The following is a 15,684-nucleotide window of genomic DNA, read 5'->3' as shown; positions in this document are numbered from 1 at the left end:
GTAGGCCGCTGTGCTCTTGATCCGCTTTTGATCTTGATCTTGGGCGCCCCGTTAAACCACGCTGGCCGAACTGGACTTTTGCGCTTTTCAAAAGTGAGCCGCTGTAAGAGCGGAACCAATAGCGGCCATAACCGCAAAAACGGATATGTACCCAGGCAGATCAGAAATTCTGCCCCATGGAGAACTGGAACACCTGCTTGGTCGCATTCTCCGGCGTACGAACCGGCAACGCCAGGTTGATACTCAACGGCCCCAACGGGCTGTACCACGTAGCCCCAACCCCCACAGAGGCACCCAGCTGACTCAGGTCAACCCCATTACAACCCTGGGTAGTACTGAGGGCACACTTGTCCGAATAAACGTTACCCACATCCCAGAACACAGACGTACGCACCGATTTATTATCTTTAAGGAACGGCATCGGAAACAGATATTCCGCCCCCCCGGTAATCAGGATGTTGCCCCCCAACGCCTCGGGACTGCGGTCGCTGTAGTACTGCTGGCCCGCACTGGCATACGCCCCGGTCGCCGGCGTACTGCGCGGCCCAAGCGTGCCGCTTTCAAACCCGCGCACCGAACCTTCACCCCCGGCCGTGTAGTTTTCATAAAACGGCAGGCCGTCCGTCGAGCCGTACCCGTTGGCGTAACCGAGCTTGGTATGCAAACGCAGCGTCGTCGAATTGGTGATCGGCACAAATGTCTGCCCGGAATAATCGAGTTTGTAGAAACTCAAGTCACTGCCCGGAAGCGTCACCGTCAGGTTCAGGTTCTGCGAGTAACCACGGGTCGGCATCACGCCTTTGTTCAACGTCGACTCCGACCACCCAAGGTTGGCCTTGAAGTTGGTGAACTCACTGCCTTCGCGCTGAAGAAAATCGTAGATCTCATCAGAGCTGTAGATGCCCGGGTCGATACTGTCGTGTTGCACCGTCAGGCCGAAACTCAACCGCGAGGTTTCATTGATCGGGTAGCCGAGTGTGGCCCCCAGGCCGTAACTGTTGATGGAGTAGTAGGAAACACCGCTGCCATCGTCGTAGTAGTTGTTGTAATCGGTGGCACTGTAGAACGCGTTATAGCCCAGGCTCACCCCGTCCGGCGTGAAGTAGGGGTTGGTAAAGCCAATGTTGTACTTGCTCTGGTACTGCGAGCGGGTCAGGCCCAGGCTGGCATAATCTCCGGTGCCCAGGAAGTTGTTCTGGGTGATCGAACCGCCAAGGATCAGCCCGGCATCCTGGGCAAAACCGACGCTGGCGGTAATCGAGCCAGACGCTTGTTCTTCGACCGCGTAGTTCACATCAAGCTGGTCGTCGACCCCCGCCACGGCCGGGGTTTCGACGTTGACCTCCTTGAAGAAGCCCAGGCGCTCAAGGCGAACCTTGGACTGGTCGATCAGGTAGGTCGACGCCCAGCCACCTTCCATCTGGCGCATTTCCCGGCGTAGCACCTGGTCGTCGGTCTTGGTGTTGCCACGGAAGTTGATGCGGTTCACATAGGCCCGTTTGCCCGGGTCGACCGCAAACACGATGTCCACGCTGTGGTCTTCATCGTGGGGCGTGGGCATGCCGTTGACGTTGGCGAAGGTGTAGCCGTCGTTACCCAGGCGCCGGGTGATCAGGTCCGAGGTGGTGGTCATCAGCTTGCGCGAGAACACCTGGCCTTTCTGCACCAGCAACAGGGCTTCAAGCTGGTCCTGGGGCACTTTCAAGTCGCCGCTGAGCTTCACGTCACGCACCGTGTATTTCTCGCCTTCGTTGATGTTGACGGTGATATAGACGTGCTTCTTGTCCGGGGTGATGGACACCTGGGTCGAGGTGATGTCCATGTTGATATAACCACGGTCCAGGTAATAGGAGCGCAGGCGTTCCAGGTCCCCGGTGAGTTTTTCACGGGCGTACTTGTCATCGTTGGTGAAGAACGACAGCCAGTTGCTGGTCTTGAGGGTGAACGTGCCGATCAGTTCCTTGTCGGTAAACACGTGGTTGCCCACCACGTTGATGTGCTGGATCGCGGCCACGGAGCCTTCGTCGATCTTGACCTTCAGGCCCACGCGGTTACGCGGCTGCGGCAGCACTTCGGTGTCGACCGTGGCCGAATAGCGACCCTGGGCCACGTACTGGCGCTGCAGTTCGTTGCGCATGCCTTCCAGGGTGGCGCGCTGGAAGATCTCGCCCTCGGCCAGACCCGACTGCTTCATGCCCTTGAGCAGGTCTTCGGTGGAGATGGCCTTGTTGCCTTCGAACTCGATGCTGGACACCGATGGGCGCTCGACCACATTGATGATCAGCACCGTGCCGTCGCGGCTCAATTGGATGTCCTGGAAGAAGCCGGTCTTGAACAACGCACGGGTGGAATCCACCAGCCGTCGATCATCCGCCTCGTCCCCCACGTTCAGCGGCAAGGCACCAAACACGCTGCCCGCAGAGACCCGTTGCAGACCGTTGATACGGATATCCGAGATTTTGAAGGCTTCAGCGTGTGCAAGTGTGACATTGAGCAGCAGCGCAACCGAGCAGAGCAGGCGCGAAAAATTCATCAAGATCTTTTCCAGAACACATCGACAAGCAGCGCAAGCGCGCCGGGATGACTCGCCGCAGACGGGTCACCACAACGCGGCCAGACGGGTGGACGGCAAGCATAAGAGCGGCGCGGGTTTGGTGCGGTTAACCAAGTGTCAAGTTAGGTAAAGGTTGGCCCCGGGGCGATGAGGCTGGGCGATACTGTGGGGGTACCCTTTCACGAGCTCGCCATGATCCGCGTATTGCTAGTCGACGATGACCAGGAACTGACTGAAATGCTGGGCCAATACCTGGAGCATGAAGGCTTTGAGGCGACCTGTGTGCACACCGGCGAGGAGGGTGAGGTCGAGGCACTGTCGGGGCGCTACAGCATTGTGGTGCTGGACGTGATGCTGCCCAGGCTCTCGGGCATCGAGGTGCTCCGGCGTATCCGGGCCAGCAGCCAGGTGCCGGTGGTGTTGCTCACGGCCCGGGGCGACAACATCGACCGGATCACCGGGCTGGAACTCGGCGCGGACGATTATGTGCCCAAGCCCAGTTCCCCGGGTGAGCTGGTGGCGCGGCTGCGCGCGATCATGCGCCGGGTGCAGCCCGTGGACCCGCCGGCCGCTGACGTGATCAAGACCGGCGCCCTGGTGCTCTGGCCCGGCAAGCGCCAGGCCCTCTGGAAAGGCTGCGCACTGGGGCTGACCAGTACCGAATTCAGCCTACTTGAAGTGCTGGCCCGGTGCGCCGGCCAGGTGGTGAGCAAAAAGGACCTGTCGCTCTATGCCCTGGGCTGCCCGTTGACCCGCTATGACCGGCGCATCGACGTGCATATCAGCAGCATTCGCCAGAAGTTGGGCCCGCGCCCGGATGCCAAGGCCTGGATCCAGAGCGTGCGTGGCCTCGGTTACCTGTTGATCGCCGAATGATGAAACCCAGCCGGCTGTTCTGGAAACTGTTCCTGGCCTTTTGGCTGGCCACCAGCCTGACGTTCCTGGTGGGCTTGAGCATTCTCGTGGCGGGCAGCCTGGGCCCCGGGGACCATCATCTGGATGCGATCCTGGCCAGCGAAGAACAGTTGCTGGAACAGTACGGTGTCGAGTCGGGCCGCCAGCTCCTGGCGGTGTGGCAGCCACCCCACGGCCAAGCCATTGGCGTTTATGACAGTGCCGGTCAATTGCTGGCCGGCACGCCGGTCTCGCAGGTGGCTTATGAAAAGTCGCTGATCAGCAAGGACGGGGCCGCGCTGTCCCTCAGGTCTTCCCATCCTCCCCACGAACCCGGGCGCCTGGGCCACTGGATCCCGCTGATCATCGGTACGCTGATGAGCGCGCTGTTCAGTGGGTACATGGCCTACTACCTGGCGTGGCCGCTGGCTTATCTGCGGCGGGCGATGGGCGACGTTGCGCTGGGCCGCTTCGAAACCCGGGTGCGGCCGATGATGGGCAAGCGCCGTGATGAAATCGTCGACCTGGCCGAAGACTGCGACCGCATGGCCAACCAGCTCAAGCTGCTGGTGGAAGCCCAGCAACAGCTGTTGCACGACATCTCCCATGAACTGCGCTCACCGTTGACGCGCCTGCAAGTGGCCATCGGGCTGTTGCAGCAAGACCCGGCACGCCAGGAAATGCTCGGGCGCATCCAGCGTGAATCGGCGCGCATGGACACGCTGATCGAGGCGCTGCTGACCCTGGCGCGTGTGCAGGGCCGTCCCGAAAGCATCGAGCGCGAGCCGGTGGATATCGTCGAATTGCTGGCCGTGATTGTCGAGGATGCTCAGTTCGAGGCGGGTATCAAAGGCTGCAGTGTCAGCTTGCAGGCGTGTCCGGACTTTGTCAGTCGGGCCAGCGGCGAGCTGCTGTATCGGTGTTTCGAAAATGTCATTCGAAATGCCGTGCGCTACACGCAGCCTGATACCACGGTGCGGGTTTCGGCGGAGGTCAGCCCCGACAACCGTTGGCTGCGGGTGTTGATCACCGATCAGGGGCCGGGAGTTGAAAACCTGCGGCTGCGGAGTATTTTCGAGCCTTTCGAACGTGGCCCGAATGACAACGATGCCGGTTTCGGACTGGGCCTGGCGATCGCCTTGAGGTCCGTGGAAATGCATGGCGGCACCATCGAGGCGCACAACGAGCCGTCCGGCGGGTTGAGCGTGGAAATCATCCTGCCTCGGGTGGGATCTTTACACGATATTACATTGGCTTGACCGCCCTGTACGCCCTGCGCCTTTAGACTTTTCTCCTGCGTGAGCTGATGTTCAGTGACGCCATTGGCGTGGAGGTGGCGATGTTTCAGGTGCACAAAAAAGGCTTCGTGGCCGGCAAGAAAATGGTCGACGGCCTGGTGCCTTACGATTTCTTCTGTGAAGACAGCCCGGCGATCAACCTGTTCGTGTTTACCGGCTCTGCGGCCCTCGGCCAAACCGTGGAAGAGCAGACATTGTGGGGCTTTACCCGGCTGGAGCGGTTTGAAGCCATGACCGGCGCCCTGGTGGCGAACAAGAAGAACGACGGCTGGTTTCAAAGCGTCAACGTGCTCACCGGGCCCAATCAGAACGGCACCCAAAGTGTGAAATTCCAGCGGGTGCTGAAGATCATCAAGCACGCCACCGCTACGGGCCGCGCGACCAGCAAGTTTGAATACGAGATTCATACGGATGAAGGCGACACCTACTTCACCCGCCGACCCGCTGCACCCGACAGTGCGCAAACCGTCATTTATGCGGCGGATCAATAGCGCGGCTGCCGGAGTTCAAAAAGAGCGAAAAGGGGACAGATTTATTTATAAAATAAATCTGTCCCCTTTTTACCGTCCCCTTTTTACCGTTACATGCCGGCAGCCTCTACCGGTGTTGAAACCTTGGCAACGAAGCAATCCGCATCTTCGGCTCCTGCAACCTGGCCAGGTCACTGGCAATCTGCGCCCGCCAGAAATGCGCCCCGGCCAACTGCGCATCCACCCACGCCTGGCGCAGCAACACCTTGGCCTTGTCCACCGACCCGTACTGGGCCTGGCGCAGAATCAGCTGCGCCTTGATCCGCAACATCTGCGGCACGAACCAGCGCTCATGCCGGCCCAGCGCCAATTGCAGGGTGTCCTCCAACACCTCCAGCGCCAGTTTCTCCAGGCCCAGCCGCGCCAGCCCCAGGGCGTATTCACAACGCAGCAAGCTATAAAGCTGGCTGTCGCCTTGCCCATGCAGGTGATGCAAGGCCTCACCCAGCAACGGCACGCCTTCTTCGGGCGACCCCTGGCGGATCAGCAGGATGCTCTCGAAGCACAGCCGAAACTGACGCCAGATGTGCAGGTCCTGCTGGGTCGTGCTGTCTTGCAGCAAGCCCAGGTAGTACCGCACCTTGGGCAGGTTGGACGCCAACAGCGCCAGGGGAATTGCCCCCAGGCACAGGGTGTACCAGAGTGTCGCGGGGTGATCGAGGGTGATGGCTTCATCGACGCAACTGCCGATCAGGCGCAGTGCCGGGTCGACGTCGCCTTCCAGCAACTGCACCTGTGCCTTGAGGCAGCGGGCGGCGATGCGCTGGTCAAAATGCACGTCGATAATATGCGAGCGCGGGGCTGACGGTGACCCCAGCGCCTCGTCGATATTCTGTCGGGCGCCGGCCAGGTCCCCCATGTGAAACAACGCCAGCGCGCGCATGCGTTTACCCAGCAGTTGCTGGTTGCCGCTGTTGTTCAGGCTGATGTAGCGCTCGGCCAATTCCAGCGCTTCGGCGTACTGGTTGCAGCCGCAGCGGTCACTCCACAGGCCCCACAGCGCCCGCAGCTTGTGCTCGGCATCGCCCAGGTCGCGGGCGTCTTCACGCACCTGGCGCCAGGCTTCGCGCATTGGCCCGCCGGTGCCATAGGTGAGCATCAGCACGCTGGCCAGAGCGGTTTGCAACAGCATGCGCTGGCGCAGCGGCAGCGGGGTGGTGGCGGCGCTGGCCAGGCCTTTGTCGACCCAGGTGCGGCACTCGCTGACCAGCGACAGGCGCAGCCACAGCGGCACACCGCCCAGGGTCAGTTCGATGCCGGTGGGCAGGTCGCCCGAGGCTGAAAAGGCCCACTCCAGCGCGGTGCGGATGGTGTTGATTTCCGGGCCGTAGAGGCCGATCCAGGTCTCGGGAGAAAGCCCGTCGAGGGTCTGCCCGGCTTCCTGCAATACGCCCAGCGCATACAGTGCATGACGCTGGCGGGTGGCATCGGCTTCGCCGTGTTCGTTGAGTTTCTCCAGGGCGTAGGCGCGGGTGGTTTCCAGCAGGCGGTAGCGCTTGAGCAACTGCGATTCACCGGCGATCAGCAGCGACTTGTCCATCAGGCTTTCCAGCAAGGGCAGGGCATTGCGTGCATCGAGGGTGCTGCTGGCGGTCATGGCCTTGACCGCGTCCAGGGTAAAAGAACCGGTGAACACCGCCAGTTGGCGCAACATGGCCTGTTCGTCGCCGGTGAGCATCGAGTAGGTCCAGTCCAGGGTCGCGCTCAGTGAACGGTGGCGGGCGAGGGCGGTGCGCCGGCCGGTCATTTGCAGGCGGAAGCTGCCGTCGAGCAACCCCACCAGGTCCTGGATGCCAAAGGTGCGGACCCGCGCCGCGGCGATTTCGATGGCCAGGGCGTTGCTGTCGAGCTTGCGACAGATGGCGCTGGCGGCGGCGACGTCGGTGTCCTTGAACACGAAGCCGGGGTCGAGGGCCTTGACCCGTTCGATGAACAACGCGATGCCCGACCAGGTCATGGCTTGCTCGGCACTCAAGTTCACGTCTTCGTCCGGCACCAGCAACGGGGCGAGGTCGTGTACCCGTTCGCCCTCGGCCCGCAGCGGCTCGCGGCTGGTGGTCAGCACGCAGCACTGGGGCGCGCAACGCAGCAGCACCTCGACCGCGTCGGCGGTGGCTTGCAGCACGTGTTCGCAGTTGTCGAGCACCAGCAGCAACGGGCTGTTGGCGAGCATCGAGGCCACGCTTTGCAAGGGCTCGTCACTCACGCTTTGAATACCCAGGGCGTTGGCGAGCATGCCGGCCACCCATTGGCCGCTGGTGGCGGGGGCCAGGTCGACGAAGCACATGCCCTGGTGAAAGCGGCCCTGCAGCAGTTGCGCCACAGCCAGGGCGACGGTGGTCTTGCCGATGCCGCCGGGGCCGGTGATGGTCACGAAACGCTGGCTCAGTACCTGGTCGGCCAGGCTCAGGATCAGCTGTTCGCGACCAATCACTGTGCTGGGCGGCGGTTGCAGGTTGGGCACGTCCACCGTCGGGGCGGGCACCAGCGCCTGGGCGATGGCGCCTTCACTCACTGCCTGCATCGTCACCGGCGCGACAAACCGATAACCCCGGCCCGGCACGGTGACGATGTAGCTGAAGTTGCCGTCATCCCCCAGCGCCCGGCGCAGCGCAACGATCTGCGCGCGCAGGTTGCATTCCTCCACCACCACCTTGGGCCAGGCGAAAGAGATCAGCTCGGACTTTTCCAGCAACTCGCCAGCCCGGCTGGCGAGGGCGATCAGCAGGTACAAGGCGCGGCTGCCGAGGGTCACCGGCTCGCCGTTGCGCAGCAATACATGCTGGCGCGCCAACAAGAGAAAGGGGCCGAAACCGATTGCATTCTCGGTGTGGTCCGGGGCCTGGGGGACGAGGTCCGTGAAGGACACTGCGGGGTATTTGCTCGAACTCATCAATTTGTCCTTTTTTGTAGTCGGGCTTGTTATTGGCGATCAGGCCATTCGCCCTTTTGGGTGCTTACGTGCGGCAGCAGGCTTGGAGAGTTGAAGTCGATCAAAAAGGTGAGAGTTGTCGCCCTCCTTTGGGGCATGGACGTTGTTATAGGGCGCGGGGCCGTTGGGTTTCAGGCGATGAGACTGTTTCAATTTAGAAACATTTTATTACTAGAAAACCTGATGTAGCAGAATGTATGCCAGTTGGCATGTAACAAAGATGACAACAACCGTATGAAATTTATGGGGATTTTTGAGGTCGTCGAAAGCGGGGGAAGGTGGGTGTTCGGAAAGGCGAATATTTCTAATTGTGTCGTTCGGGATGCCGAATAAAACGGCGGTGGTTTGGCGTGGTTTTTTTGGCTGTGTATCAGACTGTGTATCAGCACCCACCTGATACACCGGCATGAATAGAAGGAGGGAACGCGACACAGACGGGATACACGCCTGGCTTTAAATCTGTCTACCAGATGGCGCAGGCGGTCACTCACCGCACAAGCGCCCTGGCCACATTCAGTCAAGCCAGGAGATTCAACAATGAAGCGCCATTACGCAGCCCTTGCCGCCACCCTCGCACTGTCCCTCGGTGCCTTCGCCGCCACCGCCCATGCCGAGGATGCCAAGCCTCAGGAAAAATGCTTCGGCGTGTCCCTCGCCGGTGCCAACGATTGCGCCGCCGGTGCCGGGACTTCCTGCGCCGGCACCGCCAAGGCGGATTACCAGGGCAACGCCTGGGTGCTGGTGGACAAAGGCACCTGCACCCAGATCAAAACCCCCAAAGGCTTCGGCAGCCTGACGGAACAACCATGATTGCCCTGGCCCCTGCGGTGCTCAAGCGTGTGCTGCCTGAGGCGCTGCTGTTGCTGGTGGCCCGCCTCGGGATCGCTTCGGTGTTTTTCCTCTCGGGCCGCACCAAGGTGACCGGTTTCCTGCAGCTCAAGCCGTCGACCTACACCTTGTTTCGCTCGGAATACGCCTTGCCGCTGGTGCCGCCGGACTGGGCAGCGCACCTGGCGACCTATGCCGAGCATCTGTTCCCGCTGTTGCTGGTGCTGGGCCTGCTGACCCGCCCGGCGGCTGCCGCGCTGTTGGGCATGACCCTGGTGATCGAGGTGTTCGTGTACCCCGACGCCTGGCCGACCCACCTGACCTGGGCGGGCTTGTTGCTGCCGCTGCTGGCGTATGGCGGCGGGGCCTGGTCACTGGACCGCGTGCTGTCCGGCCAACGCCGTTAACCCTTTCACAACAATGATCAGGCCCCAAGGCCTGTGGAGAGTCGCATGCGTATTCTTTCTTCCCTGGCGATCGCCATGGCACTCGCTACACCGTTGGTGGCCTCGGCCGCCGATGCAGCCAAGCCCCAGCCGGGCACCGGTAAAAGCGTGGTGATCGTGCCCGGTTCCTTTGTCGACGGCTCCGGCTGGCGAGTGGTGCACGACATCCTGATTCACAAGGGCTACAAGGTCACCGTGGTGCATCAGGGCCATGAAAGCCTCGCCGCCGACGTGGCCGAGGCCCGCGAAGTGCTGGAGCAGCAGGTCGGCCCGGTGGTGCTGGTGGGTCACAGCTCCGGCGGCGGGGTGATCTCGATTGCCGGTGACCGCGACAAGGTCAAGTCGATGGTCTATGTCTCGGCCCTGCAACCGGAAGTCGGCGAGAACATGAGCCAGCTGCTGTCGTCGATGCCGGCGCCGAGCAATGACGTGATGCAGACCCGCGACGGGCATCTGTTCTTTGATCGCACCAAGTTCAATGCCGACTTTGCTGCCGACCTGACCACCAACCGCACCGACTTCATGGCCGCCTCCCAGGTGCCGGCCACCACCGCGCTGTTCGGCGGCACCGTGTGGGCCGCGGCATGGCACAAGAAGCCGACCTACGCCGTGGTGTCCACCGAAGACCGTGCCCTGAGCCCCGATCTGCAGCGCTGGATGTACAAGCGCGCCGGCTCGAAAGTCACTGAAATCAAGGCCAGCCACTCGGTGTACATCTCCCAGCCCGAGGCTGTGGCGAAGGTCATCGAAGATGCGGCATCCGTCATCAAATAAACCCCACCCCCGAGGAGTAATACCCATGAGTACATCCATCAAATCCCGCTTGAGCCTTGCCACTGCTGCCGCCCTGATCGCCATGGCGTCCGCGTCCTTCGCGGCCGCCGCCAGCGCCGCCGACCAGCCGGAACAGCCGGGTCGCTGCTACGGCGTGAACAACTGCAAGGGCGAAAGCCTGTGCGCCACGGCCAAGAACGATTGCAAGGGCCTCAACAGCTGCAAGGGCCAGGGCGTTGTGGTCAAGACCCCGTCCGAGTGCCTGAAGCTGGGCGGCACCACTACCGAACCGAAGTAACACCCCGGCGGGCCCAGGTTGGGCCCGCCGCCTATTTATGCAACGGAGACCACATGATGCCGACACCCAACCCGCGTTTTCCAGGCTATGGCCTGGGGCTGCGCAAGGAACACTACAGCGAGTTCCTGGAGAACCCGGTGGCGGTGGATTTCGTTGAAGTGATCTCCGAGAATTTCATGGTCGCGGGCGGCCAGCCCCGGCACATCCTGCGCCAGATTCGCGAGCGGTATCCGGTGGCGCTGCACGGGGTGTCGATGTCGATCGGCACGGCCGAGGGCCTCGATCGCGATTACCTGAAACGCCTCAAGTCGCTGGTGGACGAGATCGAACCGCTGTTTGTGTCCGACCACTTGAGCTGGTCCCGCAGTGGGGCCTTCAACTCCCATGATCTGCTGCCGGTGCCTTACACCCATGAGGCACTGGACCGGGTCTGCGCCAATATCGACCTGGCTCAAGAAGTGTTGGGCCGCACGATGCTGTTTGAAAACCCGTCCAGCTACCTGGCCTTTGATGGCGCGTCCATGAGCGAGTGGGAATTCATCGCCGCCATGTCCCGGCGCACCGGCTGCGAGCTGTTGCTGGACGTCAATAATGTGTTTGTCAGCGCCAGCAACCATGGCTTTGACGCTCTCGCGTTTCTCGACGGGATTCCGGCCGAGCGGGTCCGGCAAATTCACCTGGCCGGCCATAGCCAGGGCCGCGATTTGCTGATCGACAGCCACGACAGCCCGGTGTGTGATGGCGTCTGGGACTTGTATGCCAAGGCCGTTGCGTTGCTCGGCCCGGTCGCCACGATGATCGAGCGCGATGACGAGATCCCGCCCCTGGCAGAGCTGCTGGAGGAGCTGTCGATCGCCCGCATGCTCGGTGCCTCCGAGGCCTACAAGCGTGCGCAGGTGCGCTCATGAATCTCGCGCAATGGCAGCAGGCTTTTCATACCTGGCTGGTGAGTGCCTCGGAGCAGTCGGCCGAGATGTTGGGTAACAAGGCCGCGGGACTGGCGGTGTATCAGAACAACTACCGCGCGCAATTGGTGGGTTGCCTGGAACAGGCGTTTCCCAACCTGCGGCGCTGGGTCGGGGACGAGGCGTTCCTGGCCGCGTGCGTCAGCCATATCGACCGGTATCCGCCCCATGCCTGGACCCTGGACGTCTATCCCGAGGGTTTTCACCTGACCCTGGGCGAACTGTTTCCCAACAATCCCGACGTGCATGAACTGGCCTGGATCGAGTCGTCGCTCAATGAAGCGTTTGTCGCCGCCGATGCCAGCCCGTTGCCCATGGACGTGCTGGCGTCGGTGGATTGGGACACGGCACGCCTGCAACTCACGCCATCGCTGCGCTGCCATGGGCTGACCACCAACGCCGAGGCGATCTGGTCGGCATTGTGGCAGCAAACCCCGGCGCCCGAGGCGGTGATGCTGGCCGAAGCCGGTGGGTTGCTGGTGTGGCGTCGGCAGTTCACTTCGCGCTTGCGCCAGGTCGATGCGCTGGAGTTCCAGGCCTTGGTGCACCTGCAAGGCGACGGCAGTTTTGCCGGGTTGTGCGAGTTTCTGGTAGCGCGCCTGGGGGAAGAGCAGGGCGTCGCGAAAGCCGGTGAGCTGTTGGCCGGCTGGATCGGCAGCGAGTTGATTGTGGGGGTCGTTGAAGACCTTTCTGTGTCGCATTTTTCGGAGCTCTAACACCATGTCTTTTTTCAATCGCCGGCGCTTTCTGATTTCCACCGCCATTGCTTCAGTGGCGTTGTCACTGCCGGTCATGGCGATGCCCGCCCGTTGGACGATCCGCCAGATCAGCACCGACCTGCTGGATATCGGCTACTACGAGGCCGGCCCGGAAGAGGGCAGGCCGATCATTTTGCTGCATGGCGCGGACGGCGACCTGGAGCGCTTCGCCGAGGTCGCACCCTACCTGGCCGCCCGGGGCTTTCGGGTAGTTGCCCCGTACCTGCGTGGCCATGGCACTACCACGCCGCTGGACAAGGCGGCACCCGCCAGCACTCAGGAAGTGGTGCTCGGCCAGGACGTGCTGGACTTGATGAACGCCTTGCACATCCCCGAGGCGGTGCTCGGCGGGTTCGATCTCGGCGGCCGCGCTGCCACCGCCGCGGCGACCTTGCGGCCAAGCCGTTGCGTGGCATTGGTCACCGTCAACAGCGCGCCGCAGCCCGCCCTGGCCGAGGTGCTGGTGCAGATGGCGCAGATGGGCAAATGGCGCACCTGAACATGAATATTTGGACAGCCGCGCATTTGCCCGCTGAAAAAAAAGGCCGCTGCCCGTAATCTAGACGCCTTTGCCACGTGTGCGGATTGTCCATGTCTTCAGTAGCTGATGGGTTGCCCAGTGATAAGCGTCTAGCGGCGGTTGTCGCCATTTCCCTGGGGATCGGCATGGCGACCCTCGACACGGCCATCGTCAACACCGCGTTGCCGACCCTGGCCGAAGGGATTGGCACCGACTCCGCTTCGGTGATCTGGGTGGTCAATGCCTACCAGTTGGCGACCATTGCCGCGGTACTGCCCTTTGCGTCCCTGAGTGATGTGGTCGGTCACCGCCGGGTGTTCCTCGGCGGCTTGCTGGTGTTTGTGGTGGCGTCGCTGTTTTGCGGGCTGGCCTGGTCACTGCCGACGCTGACTGCCGCCCGGGTGGTGCAGGGCCTGGGTGCTGCGGCAATCATGAGCGTCAACATTGCGCTGCTGCGGCACATCTACCCGGCAAAAATCCTCGGCCGGGGGCTGGGGTATAACTCACTGGTGGTGGGGCTGGCCTTTACCCTGGGGCCGACGGCGGCGTCGGCGATTCTATCGGTGGCTACCTGGCACTGGTTGTACCTGATCAACCTGCCCCTGGGGGCACTGGCCCTGTGGCTCGGGGTGCGGGCGATTCCGGTGATCCCGATCACCGGGCATGCCTTCGACCGGCTGGCGGCAATTCTCTGCGCCGGGTTGTTTGCCCTGCTGGTGCTGGGCCTGGGCTCGGCGGTGCACGGTGCGCAGGCGGTGTTGACGCTGGGGCTGATCGCCGTGGCGCTGCTGTGCGGGCTGTTGCTGATCCGCCGTCAGGCCGGGCACCCGGCGCCGATGCTGGCGGTGGATCTGTTCAAGCGCCCGCTGTTCACCTTGTCGGCCCTCACCGCGATTTGCGCGTTCAGCGCCCAGGGGCTGGCGTTTGTGTCGCTGCCGTTCCTGTTGCAAACGGTGTTGGGGCACAGCCAGGTGGCCACCGGTTTCCTGATGACGCCGTGGCCGGCGGTGGTCGCGGTGATGGCGCTGATTGCCGGGCGCCTGGCGGACCGTATCTCCCTGGCATTGTTGTGCGGCATCGGCCTGGTGATGTTGAGCGCGGGCATGGCCTCGCTGGCGACCCTGGGCAACGACGCCTCGACCTTCGATATCGGTTGGCGCATGGCCCTGTGTGGCGCCGGGTTCGGTTTTTTCCAGTCGCCCAACCTCAAGGCGATCATGACCAGCGCACCGATTGCCCGCAGCGGGGGAGCCAGCGGGATCGTCGCCACGTCGCGGTTGATGGGGCAGACACTCGGCGCTTCGTTGGTGGCGTTGTGTTTCCACCTGTCCCTGAGCAGCGGCCCGCAGTACGCGTTGTGGCTGGGCTGCGGGTTTGCCCTGGTGGGCGCGGTGGCCAGCGGGTTGCGCCTGATGCAGGACGGCGCCAAGGTTTAATTATTTGGGCCTTGTAAAACCTTGAGGTAGACGGCTACCGTGGCCGTCTAAATAATTCTGAATGTTTCAGCTTTTATGTCTGATCTGGCCCAACGCAGTGCTGATTCCCACTCCCGCCGTGCCGCGCTGACCCTTGGCCTGTGCCTGCCCAGTGACGTGTTGCTGTACCTGGTGCTGCCGATGGAGTCCCAGGCGTTCGGTATCACCCTGGCCCAGGCCGGGGTGCTGCTGGCGGCCAACCGCCTGGTGCGGATCTTCGGCTACAAGCATGTTCTGAATTTCTACGCCCGCAACGGTGATCGGCTGACGTGCTCCATTGCCGCCGGCGCGGCGGCGGTGTGTGCCCTTGGCAACTCGATGCTGTCCGGGTTTGCGGCCTTGCTGGGGCTGCGGTTGGTCTGGGGCCTGTGTTTTGCGGCGTTGAACCTTTCCACTCAAGTATTGGCTACCTCTGAACCGCTGGGTGCGGCGCGGCGGGCGGGGCGGTCGCGGGCGTTGATTGCCCTGGGGCCGATGCTGGCCTTGCCGTTGGGTGGGTGGCTGACGTTGCAGGTGGGGCCGCGGCCGATCTTCTGGATTCTGGCGGTGTGTTGCCTGGTGGGGTTGTGGATGGCGCGGGGGTTGCCGACTGCGGGTCACAATTTGCATGGCACGCCGGGGCGGCGGTTCAAGTTGCCTGACAGTGTGGCGACCTGGTCATTTATCGAAGGGGTGGCGCTGGATGGGCTGTTTATCTTTGGCCTGTCGATTCAGGCGCAGAAGCTGTTGGGTGGCAATGCGGTATTGATTGCCGGTGGGTTGATGGCGCTGCGATATGTTTCGGAGTTGCTTCTGAGTCCGCTGGGGGGGCGTGCTGCGCAGCAGTTTGGTGCTACTTCGATGTTGCTGCTGTTTTCGTTTCTCAGTGCGTTGGCGTTGGGGGCGTTTGGTAGTCATTGGGTGATTGGGGGGGCGGCGGCGGTGTTGGTGCTGCGGGCGTTGCAGTTGCCGTTGGTGACGACGCTGGTGGCAGAGCGTAATCCGGGGGCGATGCGGGTTTCGGCGTTGGCGTCGAATGCGGTGTGGCGTGATGTGGGGGCGGGGCTTGGGCCTTTGCTGGCGGGGTTGTTGTTGCCGGTGGCGTCGGCGCCTTGGGTGTTTGGCGTGGCGGGGGCGGCGATTGCGGTCAGTGCTGTGTTTTGCTGGCGGGCCAGGGGGTTAGCATGAGATGGGGGATTGAGTACATATCCGTTTCTTCGGTAACGGCCACTTAGGGTTCCGCTCTTACAGCGGGTCACTTTTGGCAAACGCCCGGAATGCCGGCCCAGCCAAAAGTAACCAAAAGGTCTTTGCCCCACCACTCGGTGCCTCGCTTAGGCTCGGCATGCCCGCACTCCGGCCCGGTTCCGCGGGCCGCCGCGACGGGCCATCCATGGCCCGGCGCGGCTAAATCGGCATCCTTGCCGATTTAC

At 62.6% G+C, this 15,684-nt stretch carries 14 protein-coding genes; 12 read left to right on the top strand and 2 right to left on the bottom strand.

Going from position 1 to position 15,684, the window contains the following annotated elements:
• Nucleotides 1-160: 160 nt before the first annotated feature.
• Nucleotides 161-2,533 (bottom strand): outer membrane protein assembly factor BamA, encoded by a 2,373-nt coding sequence (bamA, locus tag HX817_RS03030; protein ID WP_102368638.1) that lies wholly within the window; start codon nucleotides 2,531-2,533, stop codon nucleotides 161-163.
• A 213-nt stretch (nucleotides 2,534-2,746) separates the two neighbouring features.
• Between bamA and HX817_RS03025 the strand changes: the two genes are divergently transcribed.
• The 3 genes from HX817_RS03025 to HX817_RS03015 all read left to right on the top strand — a co-directional run bounded on the left by HX817_RS03025 (nucleotide 2,747) and on the right by HX817_RS03015 (nucleotide 5,237).
• Complete coding sequence (locus HX817_RS03025; RefSeq protein ID WP_177039765.1) at nucleotides 2,747-3,430, top strand: response regulator transcription factor; 684 nt, start codon at nucleotides 2,747-2,749, stop codon at nucleotides 3,428-3,430.
• A complete protein-coding gene (locus HX817_RS03020) occupies nucleotides 3,427-4,707 on the top strand; it encodes an ATP-binding protein (RefSeq protein WP_177039764.1) in 1,281 nt (426 codons plus the stop codon). The genes HX817_RS03025 and HX817_RS03020 overlap by 4 nt, the downstream gene beginning before the upstream one ends.
• A gap of 80 nt (nucleotides 4,708-4,787) precedes the next feature.
• The gene (locus HX817_RS03015; protein WP_043225222.1) at nucleotides 4,788-5,237 is read left to right on the top strand and encodes a hypothetical protein; all 450 of its coding nucleotides are present in this window, start codon (nucleotides 4,788-4,790) and stop codon (nucleotides 5,235-5,237) included.
• A gap of 106 nt (nucleotides 5,238-5,343) precedes the next feature.
• On the opposite strand, the gene HX817_RS03010 is transcribed toward HX817_RS03015, so the two are convergent.
• The gene (locus tag HX817_RS03010; RefSeq protein ID WP_177039763.1) at nucleotides 5,344-8,169 is read right to left on the bottom strand and encodes a winged helix-turn-helix domain-containing protein; all 2,826 of its coding nucleotides are present in this window, start codon (nucleotides 8,167-8,169) and stop codon (nucleotides 5,344-5,346) included.
• 576 nt (nucleotides 8,170-8,745) lie between these two features.
• On the opposite strand from HX817_RS03010, the gene HX817_RS03005 reads away from it, so the two are divergent.
• The 9 genes from HX817_RS03005 to HX817_RS02965 all read left to right on the top strand — a co-directional run bounded on the left by HX817_RS03005 (nucleotide 8,746) and on the right by HX817_RS02965 (nucleotide 15,439).
• Nucleotides 8,746-9,018, top strand: coding sequence for a DUF2282 domain-containing protein (locus HX817_RS03005; protein ID WP_003211270.1), 273 nt, complete (start codon nucleotides 8,746-8,748; stop codon nucleotides 9,016-9,018).
• Nucleotides 9,015-9,443, top strand: a complete 429-nt coding sequence (locus tag HX817_RS03000) for a DoxX family protein (protein ID WP_003211272.1) — start codon at nucleotides 9,015-9,017, stop codon at nucleotides 9,441-9,443. Before HX817_RS03005 ends, HX817_RS03000 begins: the two co-directional genes overlap by 4 nt.
• A gap of 45 nt (nucleotides 9,444-9,488) precedes the next feature.
• The gene (locus tag HX817_RS02995) at nucleotides 9,489-10,256 is read left to right on the top strand and encodes an alpha/beta fold hydrolase (RefSeq protein WP_003211274.1); all 768 of its coding nucleotides are present in this window, start codon (nucleotides 9,489-9,491) and stop codon (nucleotides 10,254-10,256) included.
• Nucleotides 10,257-10,281: 25 nt separating this feature from the next.
• Complete coding sequence (locus HX817_RS02990; protein ID WP_003211275.1) at nucleotides 10,282-10,554, top strand: hypothetical protein; 273 nt, start codon at nucleotides 10,282-10,284, stop codon at nucleotides 10,552-10,554.
• A gap of 56 nt (nucleotides 10,555-10,610) precedes the next feature.
• A complete protein-coding gene (locus tag HX817_RS02985) occupies nucleotides 10,611-11,462 on the top strand; it encodes a DUF692 domain-containing protein (RefSeq protein WP_177039781.1) in 852 nt (283 codons plus the stop codon).
• Entirely contained in the window at nucleotides 11,459-12,235 is a 777-nt protein-coding gene (locus HX817_RS02980; RefSeq protein ID WP_177039762.1) for a DNA-binding domain-containing protein, read from the top strand. The genes HX817_RS02985 and HX817_RS02980 overlap by 4 nt, the downstream gene beginning before the upstream one ends.
• A 4-nt stretch (nucleotides 12,236-12,239) precedes the next feature.
• Nucleotides 12,240-12,776, top strand: a complete 537-nt coding sequence (locus tag HX817_RS02975) for an alpha/beta fold hydrolase (RefSeq protein WP_177039761.1) — start codon at nucleotides 12,240-12,242, stop codon at nucleotides 12,774-12,776.
• 92 nt (nucleotides 12,777-12,868) lie between these two features.
• Nucleotides 12,869-14,233 (top strand): MFS transporter, encoded by a 1,365-nt coding sequence (locus HX817_RS02970; protein ID WP_023658995.1) that lies wholly within the window; start codon nucleotides 12,869-12,871, stop codon nucleotides 14,231-14,233.
• Between the two features lie 75 nt (nucleotides 14,234-14,308).
• Nucleotides 14,309-15,439, top strand: coding sequence for an MFS transporter (locus HX817_RS02965; protein ID WP_177039760.1), 1,131 nt, complete (start codon nucleotides 14,309-14,311; stop codon nucleotides 15,437-15,439).
• Nucleotides 15,440-15,684 lie beyond the last annotated feature (245 nt).

Origin of the sequence: Pseudomonas sp. C6002 (assembly GCF_013385805.1) — a bacterium.
Taxonomy (GTDB): domain Bacteria; phylum Pseudomonadota; class Gammaproteobacteria; order Pseudomonadales; family Pseudomonadaceae; genus Aquipseudomonas.
Note: the sequence above shows the minus strand (reverse complement) of the source record. Positions and strands in the feature narration are given on the sequence as shown.

Coding starts and splice junctions, on each gene's coding strand:
- bamA (WP_102368638.1), bottom strand. CDS start 2,533: ATGAATTTTTCGCGCCTGCTCTGCTCGGTTGCGCTGCTGCTCAATGTC.
- HX817_RS03025 (WP_177039765.1), top strand. CDS start 2,747: ATGATCCGCGTATTGCTAGTCGACGATGACCAGGAACTGACTGAAATG.
- HX817_RS03020 (WP_177039764.1), top strand. CDS start 3,427: ATGATGAAACCCAGCCGGCTGTTCTGGAAACTGTTCCTGGCCTTTTGG.
- HX817_RS03015 (WP_043225222.1), top strand. CDS start 4,788: ATGTTTCAGGTGCACAAAAAAGGCTTCGTGGCCGGCAAGAAAATGGTC.
- HX817_RS03010 (WP_177039763.1), bottom strand. CDS start 8,169: ATGAGTTCGAGCAAATACCCCGCAGTGTCCTTCACGGACCTCGTCCCC.
- HX817_RS03005 (WP_003211270.1), top strand. CDS start 8,746: ATGAAGCGCCATTACGCAGCCCTTGCCGCCACCCTCGCACTGTCCCTC.
- HX817_RS03000 (WP_003211272.1), top strand. CDS start 9,015: ATGATTGCCCTGGCCCCTGCGGTGCTCAAGCGTGTGCTGCCTGAGGCG.
- HX817_RS02995 (WP_003211274.1), top strand. CDS start 9,489: ATGCGTATTCTTTCTTCCCTGGCGATCGCCATGGCACTCGCTACACCG.
- HX817_RS02990 (WP_003211275.1), top strand. CDS start 10,282: ATGAGTACATCCATCAAATCCCGCTTGAGCCTTGCCACTGCTGCCGCC.
- HX817_RS02985 (WP_177039781.1), top strand. CDS start 10,611: ATGCCGACACCCAACCCGCGTTTTCCAGGCTATGGCCTGGGGCTGCGC.
- HX817_RS02980 (WP_177039762.1), top strand. CDS start 11,459: ATGAATCTCGCGCAATGGCAGCAGGCTTTTCATACCTGGCTGGTGAGT.
- HX817_RS02975 (WP_177039761.1), top strand. CDS start 12,240: ATGTCTTTTTTCAATCGCCGGCGCTTTCTGATTTCCACCGCCATTGCT.
- HX817_RS02970 (WP_023658995.1), top strand. CDS start 12,869: ATGTCTTCAGTAGCTGATGGGTTGCCCAGTGATAAGCGTCTAGCGGCG.
- HX817_RS02965 (WP_177039760.1), top strand. CDS start 14,309: ATGTCTGATCTGGCCCAACGCAGTGCTGATTCCCACTCCCGCCGTGCC.